8 protein-coding genes are annotated in these 10305 nt (G+C 58.0%); 3 read left to right on the top strand and 5 right to left on the bottom strand.

The features are described 5' to 3' along the window. Both AC1DRJ_RS13450 and AC1DRJ_RS13445 read left to right on the top strand, forming a co-directional pair. Positions 1–335, top strand: a 335-nt coding sequence (locus AC1DRJ_RS13450) for a hypothetical protein (protein WP_477802582.1), incomplete at its 5' end; no start/stop codon positions are given. Then, positions 332–1846: a UvrD-helicase domain-containing protein gene (locus AC1DRJ_RS13445; protein WP_477802581.1), complete on the top strand. Its 1515-nt coding sequence runs from the start codon at positions 332–334 to the stop codon at positions 1844–1846. The genes AC1DRJ_RS13450 and AC1DRJ_RS13445, both read left to right, overlap by 4 nt. Before the next feature lie 195 nt (positions 1847–2041). Here AC1DRJ_RS13445 and AC1DRJ_RS13440 read toward each other — a convergent pair whose 3' ends face one another. The 4 genes from AC1DRJ_RS13440 to AC1DRJ_RS13425 form a co-directional block, all read right to left on the bottom strand. Then, a complete protein-coding gene (locus tag AC1DRJ_RS13440; protein WP_477802580.1) occupies positions 2042–3460 on the bottom strand; it encodes an efflux transporter outer membrane subunit in 1419 nt (472 codons plus the stop codon). Further along, positions 3460–6651 (bottom strand): efflux RND transporter permease subunit, encoded by a 3192-nt coding sequence (locus AC1DRJ_RS13435; protein WP_477802579.1) that lies wholly within the window; start codon positions 6649–6651, stop codon positions 3460–3462. The genes AC1DRJ_RS13440 and AC1DRJ_RS13435 overlap by 1 nt, the downstream gene beginning before the upstream one ends. An 11-nt stretch (positions 6652–6662) precedes the next feature. After that, on the bottom strand, positions 6663–7907 hold the full coding sequence (gene mexE, locus AC1DRJ_RS13430; protein ID WP_477802578.1) for a multidrug efflux RND transporter periplasmic adaptor subunit MexE: 1245 nt from the start codon (positions 7905–7907) through the stop codon (positions 6663–6665). A 140-nt stretch (positions 7908–8047) separates the two neighbouring features. Next, entirely contained in the window at positions 8048–8326 is a 279-nt protein-coding gene (locus AC1DRJ_RS13425) for a LysR family transcriptional regulator (RefSeq protein WP_024777185.1), read from the bottom strand. A gap of 172 nt (positions 8327–8498) precedes the next feature. On the opposite strand from AC1DRJ_RS13425, the gene AC1DRJ_RS13420 reads away from it, so the two are divergent. Continuing rightward, positions 8499–9077 carry a TetR/AcrR family transcriptional regulator gene (locus AC1DRJ_RS13420; protein ID WP_008433961.1) on the top strand — a complete coding sequence of 193 codons (579 nt, stop codon included), beginning with the start codon at positions 8499–8501 and terminating at the stop codon, positions 9075–9077. A 275-nt stretch (positions 9078–9352) separates the two neighbouring features. Here the strand turns inward: AC1DRJ_RS13420 and AC1DRJ_RS13415 are convergent, their stop codons facing one another. Continuing rightward, positions 9353–10303, bottom strand: coding sequence for a GlxA family transcriptional regulator (locus AC1DRJ_RS13415; RefSeq protein WP_477802577.1), 951 nt, complete (start codon positions 10301–10303; stop codon positions 9353–9355). Positions 10304–10305 lie beyond the last annotated feature (2 nt).

Here is a 10305-nt window from a genome sequence, read left to right as displayed (position 1 = left end):
GCATGCGTCTGAGGACCTTAGCCGACCGGCTTGAGATCGAGGTGGCTGATTTCGACCTGATATCTGATCGCTCCGATCAAGAGTTAAAAAACTTGATTGTTGCCGCTGCGACAGGCCAGATCCCCGAGCGTTTGGCGGCTGCTGAAAGAAGCATCAAAAACCCTTATAAGGGGCATTCCTCCGTTTGGTTCAAGTCTGTAACTGGCGGCCGTGAATTAGCTGACAAGATTCACGCGCTTGAGACATGGCCGCTCCTGCAGGCACGTATGGTGCCGTTCCTAAATGCTATTCGAACCAGTATTGGGCTTGCTCTTCTCCCAGAGGCTGAACAATGAGCGATGCCTCCGTTGCAGCGGCTCTTCGTTCGGATGCCCGCTTAGTCGTCATAGAGGCTCCCGCGGGCTGCGGGAAAACTTACCAAGCAGCGGAGTATGCAAGAGAAGCTGCAAGCACGGTCAGACAAGGCCAACGAATCTTGATTCTGACTCATACCCACGCCGCTTGTAGCGTGTTTGCCGCGAGAACCAGAGGAGTCGGTTCGCGAGTGCAGATCGGCACTATAGACTCTCTCATTGTCCAAATCGCGACGGCCTATCATCGCGTGCTCAATCTGCCGTCCGACGTTTCAGTATGGGCTTTTGCTCAGGGTGGTACCGGCTTTGATCAGCTAGCTCGTAAAGTCTCTGCGTTACTGCACCGGTCATCTGCCATATGCGGAGCACTGGCAAGCAGGTACCCCATTGTTATCTGTGATGAGCACCAAGACGCGAACGAGGGACAACACGGAGTCATTATGGCCATCGGTATTGCCGGATCTCGGCTGATCGTGTTTGCAGATCCAATGCAGGCTATCTACGGTTCTAACGCTGAGACTACCACCAGGTGGGAGCGGCTCCTGGGAGCTAGCAACGCCACAGAGCTTTTGGACTATCCACATCGCTGGGATCAAGGCTCGCGCGCGTTGGGCGAGTGGACTCTGGAAGCGCGCGAGATGCTACGCCAAGGAAACGCTTTAGATTTGCGAGGTCAGCTTCCACGAGGCCTTTCAATAATTGAGGCTGACAACCAAGCTCAGCGACATGGCCAGTATCAGGTTTCCAGAGAGGAAGGTCGGCAGATCAATAGCGTGACACGAAGAAACGGAGGACTTCTCATTCTTTCTGCTCACAACACGACAATCCGCAGTCTGAATGCTATGTGGGGGCGTACCATTCCGATATGGGAGGGCTTTACCCGATCAGCATTATCACTACTCGCAATCAGTTGCCGTCAGCACGCTGGAAACGCTAATGCGTTGGCCGGAGCCTTTTGCGATTTCATTGGAGAGATTGGTATTGGTTTCACGCCGTCTAGCTTTGGAAATCGCTTGAAGCAGGAAGTCCAAACGGGATGCGCGGTTAGATGCCGTGGCAAGCCGGCATTAATTCAGAGATTGGGACTCTGTCTTCTGGAAACCCCTGACCATAGAGGGGTTGGAACGGCCTTGAACTTATTACATGGATTTATAAGAGACGAAGAGGCTTTCTCCTGTGTAAAAATAGATCTTCGACGCGAGTTTCATGAGGCGCTCAAGCTGGGAAGTTTCGATGAGCCGGAACAGGGCTACTCGCAGCTGCGCAGCCAGAGAGTTCAAATGCAGCCGTCCATACCGCTCCGCGCTATAAGTACCATTCACAAGGCCAAAGGTCTTGAATGCGCCAACGCGCTGCTGATTCCTTGTGATGCCCATCACTTCTCTGCGGCGGAGAAAAATCGCTGCCTACTTTACGTCGGCTTGAGCCGGGCCAGCAGTTCATTGACGCTAGTTCTGTCACCTACGACGCCGACCCCATGGATAATGATGTGAAAATAGAAAGAGCAAGACTGCATTTCAACACGCCAGCTTAATATTGAGAGTCTTATGCGGTTTTGGCCCACGCCTTGAAACGATTTTTGTGCCCCTAACAAAAGGACCTAAGAAAGGCCCTTTTTTGTACTCAAAAAAGCCTCACTTGCGCAAGATTTATACCCAGAATTTCACTAAGGCATCTTTAGGTTCTATTCAGTTAATCGCCGCAACGTCGCCACCGCCGCTATTCCACCCTCCTCCCAAGGCTTTATAGATCGCAACGATGCCGCGGTACTGGTCGGTTTCACCGAGGGCCTGGGCATCTTCGGCATTGAGTCGCTCGCGTTGCGCATCCAGCAATACCAGATAATCCACGGTCCCTTCCTTGTACTGAATGGCCGCGAGGTCTGCAGCGGCGCGGCTCGACTCGCTTTGTTTGATCAGCGACAGCAAGCGTTGTTGGCGTTTGCCATAGTCACTGAACGCATTTTCCGACTCTTCCAGCGCCAGCAAGACTTGCTGTTCATAGGTGGCTAAGGCCCCTTCGGCGTTGGCGTTGGCACCGCGAATGCGCGCCCGCACGCTGCCCAGGTCAAATGCCGCCCAGGTAATGCTCGGACCCAAGCTCCAGGCCCGGGCAGCGCTGGAGCCAATCTGTGAACCACGGCCGGCGGTGAAGCCGAGGAAGCCGCTCAAGCTGACCCGAGGGAACAAGTCGGCAGTGGCCACGCCGATATCCGCTGTAGCGGACGCCAGCCTGCGCTCCGCGGCAAGGACATCGGGACGCCGGCGCAACAACTCGCCGGGGTCACCGATCGGCAGGGCCTTGGCGATGGCGGGCAAGTCGGCGGGATTGAGCGACACGCTCAATTTATCCGGGCGCTCACCCAACAGCGTGGCAATGCGGTTTTTCTCCCGCACCTGCTCCGCCTGAAGTTGCGGCACCGTCGCTTCGACCGCGGCCAGTCGGGCATCGGCCCGCACCACGTCCAGTTCATTGCCCACACCGTCGTCGCGCAGGCTCACCGTCACAGTGCGCGAGTCCTGCTGATTTTTCAGGTTCGCCAGGGCGATTTTTTCCCGCAGTTGAGCGCCCCGTAGTTGACCATAAGCATCGACCAGCTCGGCGATCATGGTAACGCGCAATTGATACAGGTCCGCTGCTGCCGCGTCTTCCTGAGCATCGCTGGATTCCAGTTGCCGCTGGATTCGGCCAAACAGGTCGACTTCCCAAGCCATGTCCAACCCCAGATCGTAGCGCTCCTGATTGACTCGGCTTTCGGTCTGGCCGGGCACCTGCCCCCGCCCCTGCTGGCTGCTGACGCGGCTGGTGACCACCGGCAAATTGTCGTTACTGACGTCATCACGAATCGCCCGGGCCGCTTTCCATCGGGCAAACGCGACGCGCAGATCGCGGTTGCCTTCCAGGGACTTGCTCACCAACTGGTTGAGCGTAGGGTCATCGAACTGCTGCCACCACACCGTTTCGAACCGCGACTGATCGTAGTGCCCGCCCTGGATCGACACGACAGTGGCCGGCGCGGTGTCAGGTGTTTTGTAGTCGGGACCCACAGTGCAGGCGGCCAACGCAGCAACCAGGAGGCTGGGTAAAAACAGCTTGAAAGCGTTCATTAGTGCGCCTCCGAATTCAGCGAATGGGTTTGGTTAATACGAGCCGCTTTGCGCGCATTGTTGCGCTCGATGGAACGACGAATCAGCACGAAGAACACTGGCGTCAGCAGCAACCCGAAGAAGGTCACGCCGAGCATCCCGGAGAACACCGCGACCCCCATCGCCCGGCGCATTTCCGAGCCGGCACCCGTGGAGGTCACCAGCGGAATCACCCCCATGATGAAGGCGAACGAGGTCATCAGAATCGGCCGCAACCGCATGCGGCAAGCGTCCAGCACCGCGTCCAGCGGCGACATGCCCTGCTCCTGTTTATCCTTGGCGAACTCGACGATCAGGATCGCGTTCTTGCACGCCAGGCCCACCAGCACGATCAGGCCGATCTGGGTAAAGATGTTGTTGTCGCCCTTGGAAATGATCACCCCGGCAATCGCCGACAGCAGGGTCATCGGCACGATTAGGATCACCGCGAGTGGCAGGCTCCAGCTCTCGTACAGCGCCGCCAGGACCAGGAACGCCAACAGCACGCAGAGCGGGAACACCAGCAACGCGGTATTGCCGGACAGGATCTGCTGGTAGGTCAGGTCGGTCCATTCGTAGGTCATACCGTTGGGCAGCTCTTCTTTGAGCAGCTTTTCAATCGCCGCCTGGGCCTGGCCTGAGCTGTAGCCCGGCGCGGCGCCGCCGTTGATTTCCGCGGTGATGAAGCCGTTGTAGTGCATGACTCGATCAGGCCCCGACGTCGGGCTGACCTTGACGAACGTGGCCAGCGGGATCATTTCGCCTTTGTTGTTACGCACTTTCAACTGACCGATCTGCTCCGGTTCCTGGCGGAACTGCTGTTCGGCCTGCACGTTGACCTGATAGGTCCGCCCGAAACGGTTGAAGTCGTTGGCATACAGTGAGCCCAGGTACACCTGTAATGTGTCGAAGATGTCGTTGATGGCCACGCCATGGCTCTTGGCTTTTTCCCGATCAATCGCAGCGTCGACCTGCGGCACGTTGACGGTGTAGCTGGTGAACAAATTGGCCAGCTCCGGAACACTGCGGCTCTTACCGATGATGTTCATGGTCTCTTTGTACAGCTCTTCGTAACCCAGGTTGCCCCGGTCCTCGATCTGCAAGCGGAACCCGCCGATGGTGCCCAGCCCCTGCACGGGCGGCGGCGGGAACACCGCGATGTAGGCGTCCTGGATGCCACCGAACTTGGCGTTCAGCGAAGCGGAAATCGCGCCGGCGGACAGGCTCGGAGCTTTGCGCTCGTCGAAGGGCCGCAAGCCGATGAAGGCGATGCCGGCGTTCGAGCTGTTGGTGAACCCATTGATCGACAGGCCCGGGAACGCCACGGCGCTGTCGAAGCCCGGCTCGTTCATCGCGATGGTGCTCATGCGCCGGATCACCGACTCGGTGCGATCAAGGCTCGCCGCGTCCGGCAATTGCGCAAAGGTTACCAAGTACTTTTTGTCCTGGGTCGGCACGAAGCCGGTTGGCGTGGTGCTGAAGCCCACGTACGTCATTGCAATCAGGCCGGCATAGACCAGCAAGGCCACGCTGCTGCCCCGAATGACCTTGGCCACGGCAATTACGTAGCCATGGCTGGCCTTGTCGAAGAAGCGGTTGAAGGGTTTGAACAGCCAGCCACCGAGCAGACGATCCAGCACTTTGGAGAAGCGGTCTTTCGGCGCGCCGTGTGCCTTGAGCAACACCGCGGCCAATGCCGGCGACAAGGTCAGGGAGTTGAACGCCGAGATCACGGTGGAGATGGCAATGGTCAGGGCGAACTGTTTGTAGAACTGCCCGGTCAAGCCCGAGATAAAGGCTGCGGGCACGAACACCGCACACAGCACCAGTGCCGTGGCAATGATCGGCCCGGTGACCTCGCCCATGGCTTTTTTGGTTGCTTCGACCGGTTCAAGCCCCGACTCGATGTTTCGTTCGACGTTCTCCACCACCACGATCGCATCATCGACCACGATCCCGATCGCCAACACCAGGCCGAACAGCGATAACGCATTCAGCGAAAACCCGAACAGGTGCATCACGGCAAACGTACCGATCAGCGACACCGGCACCGCGACCAGCGGAATGATCGAGGCGCGCCAGGTTTGCAGGAACAGAATCACCACCAGCACCACAAGGATCAACGCTTCGAACAGCGTATGAACCACCGCCTCGATGGAGCTGCGCACGAAGATCGTCGGGTCATAGACGATTTTGTAGTCCATGCCTTCCGGGAAGTTCTTCTTCAGCTCGGCCATCTTCGCCCGCACCTGGTTGGAGATGTCGATGGCGTTGGACCCCGGACGCTGGAAGATCGGCATCGCCACCGCTTCCTCGTTATTGAGCAAGGCGCGCAAGGCGTACTGGTTGGAACCCAACTCGACCCGGGCAATGTCTTTCAGGCGCGTGATCTCGCCGTCCGGACCGCTGCGGATAATGACGTTCTCGAACTCTTCTTCAGTGACCAATCGTCCCTGGGAGTTGATCGACATCTGGAAGCTCGTGGCGTTTGGCGCTGGCGGCGAACCCAGTTGCCCGGCAGCGACCTGACGGTTCTGCTCGCGCACTGCGTTAACCACGTCGGTCGCAGTCAGATTGCGTGAAGCGGTCTTGTTCGGATCGAGCCAGATACGCAGCGAGTAATCGCCGATACCGAACATCTTCACGTCACCAATACCGTCCAGGCGCGACAGCTCATCCTTGACGTTGAGAATCGCGTAGTTGGACAGGTAGAGCATGTCGTAGCGCTTGTCCGGCGACACCAAATGCACCAGCAAGGTCAGCTCGGGAGACGCCTTGTCGACGGTGATGCCGATGCGCGTCACTTCCTCGGGTAGCTTGGGCTCGGTGCGGGTCACACGGTTCTGCACCTGGACCTGGGCGTTGTCCAGATCGGTACCCAGGGCGAACGTCACAGTCAGAGTCAGTCGGCCGTCAGCGGTGGATTGCGAGGACATGTACAGCATGTTCTCGACGCCGGTGATCGCCTGCTCCAGCGGCGCGGCCACGGTTTCACCGATGACTTTCGGGTTGGCGCCGGGGTAGTTGGCGTGGACGACCACGGTGGGTGGCACCACTTCTGGGTATTCGCTGATCGGCAGCTGGAACAGCGAGATCGCGCCGGCAATCAGGATAAGCAGCGACAGTACCGCCGCGAAGATCGGTCGCGTGATAAAGAACTGGGAAAACTTCATGTCGGTGCTCCTTATCCGCGAGGTGCGGCGGCTGCTTCCGCTTTCACCAGTGCAGGTGATTGCGTGGAAACCGGCTGATGGGAGGCTTCAATCGCCTGACGTTTTTGCTCAAGGATCGACACGACTTCAGGACTCGCCATTGGCGCATCCTCAGGACTGATCACCGCGCCGGGCCGCACGCGCTGCAGGCCGTTGATGACGATACGATCTTCTTTTTGCAGACCGCTGCGCACGATGCGTAAACCTTCAAGTTTCGGTCCCAAATCGACGCTGCGATAAACAGCCTTATTGTCCTGATCGACCACCAGCACGAATTTTTTTCCGAGGTCGGTGCCCACCGCTTCATCTTTGATCAGCAGGCCGGGATAGGCGGCGCTGCCCACCAGTTTCAAGCGCGCATACAGACCGGGGGTGTACTGCCCGTCAGCGTTATCGAACACCGCGCGACCACGAATGGTGCCGGTTTTCGGATTGACCTGGTTGTCGACAAAGTTCATCTGCCCGAGGTGACTGTTGCCCTCCTCGTTCGACAAACCCATGTACACCGGCGTGGCTTGACCGCGCTGCCCCTGGCGGGAAAGCAGGCTGTATTTGAGGAACATGCGTTCGTCCGCATCGAAATAGGCGTAGACCTTGTCGGTGGAGACCACGCTGGTCAGCGGTGTGGTGTCGGCGGTCACGATATTGCCGGCGGTGATTTCCGCCCGGCTGACCCGGCCAGTGATCGGTGCGGTGACGCGGGTGAAACTGAGGTTCAAGCGCGCCAGGTCCAACTGCGCCTGAATGGCATCGACCCCGGCCCGGGCTTCCTGCGCGGTGGTGGTGCGGGTGTCGGCCAGCTCGGCGGAGATCGCGTTACTGCTCAACAAGCGCTGGCCCCGCAGCGCTTCGTTGCCGGTGCGGACCAGGGTGGCGCGCGCCTGTTGCAGCTGCGCCTCGATGCGATGCACTTCGTGTTCGAACGGGCGTGGGTCAATCTGGAACAGCAAATCGCCCTTCTTCACCAGCGCGCCGTCGTTAAAGGCTACGCGATCAATCTGCCCGGTTACCCGAGGACGAACCTCGACGGTTTCCGGCGCTTCCAGGCGGGCGGTGACTTCGTCCCATTCGGTAATGGGTTGCTCCAGCACCTTGGCCACGGTGACGTGCGGCGCACCCGGCGCCTGGGCGGCATTGGGTGTGCGTTCACACGCGGTAAGCACTACCAACGCCAGTGCAGCAAGGGGATAACGCAAAGGTTTGAGTGACTGTTCCATAGGTAGTGTCCGCCAGACGGTTTGGGAATTTCCGGATTCTCGGCGTCGCGCGAGGTCGCGACGAATTGAACGGAGTGAAGTTGGCTATCACCAATAATGATGACCATCATGTTTAAGGGTAAAAAAAGGATCGATCCCGCTTAAACCTTGGTATTGGTGAGCACGGTACAAACGGAATCCAGCGCCGGCCCCAACGCCTGCGCAGCATTCAACGCTCGCTTAGTGGGCACCATCCGGCGACCGATGCGCTCGAACAAAGGGTCGTTGAACAGCTTGCGCAAACGCACCAGCGCCGCGCTGACCGCAGGCTGGCCCAAGGATAATTGCTTGGCGGCGCGGGTGAGATTACGTTCCTGGATGAGCGCCTCGAACACCACCAACAGGTTCAGATCGATACTGCGCAGATCATTACGATTCATGAGTCCGGTCCACGTAGAGATTTTCAACTTGAGCCACAGGCTCGGGATCCGACAGACTTGCGTCGATTCGGGCAAAGCCATTGCAACGACCTTATATGACGCCCATAATAAATACCAGCCTCTCAGCGACGCTTTTCCCAAGTGCAACCGACTGGGCTACAGGAGCAGTCTCATGAAAGTCACAAAAGACCAGGCCGCCGCGAACAAAGAAGCGATCCTCACGGCTGCGTCCCGGCTGTATCGGGAAAAGGGCATCGATGGCATCGGCATTGGTGAACTGTCGCGCTCCGTGGGCCTGACCCATGGCGGCTTCTACGGACAGTTTCCGGGCGGCAAGGAACAACTAGCCTCAGAGGCCGTCAGTCGGACGTTCGAGTCCAATATCCAGGACTGGCAAAACGCCAAATCCATTCCCGAACTGATCAAGGGTTACTTGACGCAAGCGCATCTTGATAACTGGACCGAGGGCTGCCCTATCCCCGCGCTGGGCGCCGACGTGGCCCGCACGGGTGGGACCGTCAGTGTTTCCTTCACCAAAGGCGTCGAACGCTTGATCGAAACGTTGATGGCGTTGGTCGATGGGGAAAGCCATGACGAGAAGTATCTGGAATCGCTGCGCATCCTGTCATCGATCGCAGGGGCCATGCTGATTGCCAGGGCGTTGAACAAGCCTGAGTTATCCGAGCAGTTTCTGCAGTCGGTGATCAGTGCTTGGCCTACTGCTCCCGCACCAAAAGAGCGGGCTGCGTAGCGCCATTCAATTTTTTTCATATGGGGACAAGCTAAAACCATCCTCAGCCCTGATCGAAGACTCTCGCGAAACACCTCTGAAACGTGGGCGTCTGATCGACTAGCGGCAGATCAAGTTAGATGGTACGGCAACTACTTGGGTGGGCTGGATTGCAGTATCACCTGCTGGACTGCACTGCCGAGCAATCCAATGACGACGCTGAAACCATTGACATAAACGGCGATGGGAAACTGGTAGAGATACAAGCCCCCTAGAGCTCTGACTATTTACAACGCTTAGGTCAACTCGCCATTTCGGGAGAAACGTTGTGCGTATTCCGTTGGGCTAACCCCAAGACGTCGCACAAATGCATTCCTTAAGACATCCACACTGTGGTAACCACAGCGACGCGCGACTTCTGATATCGACTGCCCTCCAAGCTCAAGTTCTCTGCAGGCTGCTTCCACCCTAACGTCCTCGACGTACTTTGCCGGCGAAGTCTGCAGCTCTTGCTGGAACATGCGTAATAACGTCCTGATGCTTGTGGAAAGCCTGCCGGCCAGTGCTTCGACTGACAGTTCCGAATTTAGATTTTCCCTGATCCACTGGCATAGCTCACCCAGATTCGTACCGGGTACATCCTGCGACCGACTGGTGACACTGAACTGTGCCTGTCCACCAGGACGCCGCAAGAACAGGAGCAGGTTTTTCGCAATGTCCAAAGCGACGTCATCGCCTAAATCCTCGCCAACCAATGCCAGTGCAAGATCGATCCCGGCGGATGTGCCAGCCGACGTGTACACATTACCGTCTTTGACCCAGATCAGATCTGGATCAACCTGTACATTTGGATAGCGCTCAGCCAGCGCGCGCGTCATCTGCCAATGCGTCGTGGCCTTGCGCCCCTCCAGGACTCCTGCCTCGGCAAGTGCGAACGCACCTACACTTATCGAACACAGGCGCCTCACCGTCTCGGACTGCGAGCCAATCCATGTGATAGCCGCCTCATCAAGCTGACCCATTACTTCCCAGCCCGCAGCCACGATCAACGTGTCGATTGCTTTGTTTTCGAGGCGCTCTTGCGCAAGCGTCCTGTGCGCTGTGAGTTTGAAGCCGGTGCTGTTCTCCAGATGTTCATTAGCATCCGAACAAACCAACTCAAGTACGTAGGGGGCAGCCTCCCTGTCGTACAGACTATTCGCTAAGGCGAACACATCTGCGGGTCCAACCACGTCGAGCGCATCTATGG

Source organism: Pseudomonas sp. P5_B2, assembly GCF_056400445.1.
Note: the sequence above shows the minus strand (reverse complement) of the source record. Positions and strands in the feature narration are given on the sequence as shown.

Bases quoted from the DNA above. Each gene is read 5' to 3' on its own strand.
- AC1DRJ_RS13420 (WP_008433961.1), top strand. From the start codon at position 8,499: ATGAAAGTCACAAAAGACCAGGCCGCCGCGAACAAAGAAGCGATCCTC.
- AC1DRJ_RS13445 (WP_477802581.1), top strand. From the start codon at position 332: ATGAGCGATGCCTCCGTTGCAGCGGCTCTTCGTTCGGATGCCCGCTTA.
- AC1DRJ_RS13435 (WP_477802579.1), bottom strand. From the start codon at position 6,651: ATGAAGTTTTCCCAGTTCTTTATCACGCGACCGATCTTCGCGGCGGTA.
- AC1DRJ_RS13440 (WP_477802580.1), bottom strand. From the start codon at position 3,460: ATGAACGCTTTCAAGCTGTTTTTACCCAGCCTCCTGGTTGCTGCGTTG.
- AC1DRJ_RS13425 (WP_024777185.1), bottom strand. From the start codon at position 8,326: ATGAATCGTAATGATCTGCGCAGTATCGATCTGAACCTGTTGGTGGTG.
- mexE (WP_477802578.1), bottom strand. From the start codon at position 7,907: ATGGAACAGTCACTCAAACCTTTGCGTTATCCCCTTGCTGCACTGGCG.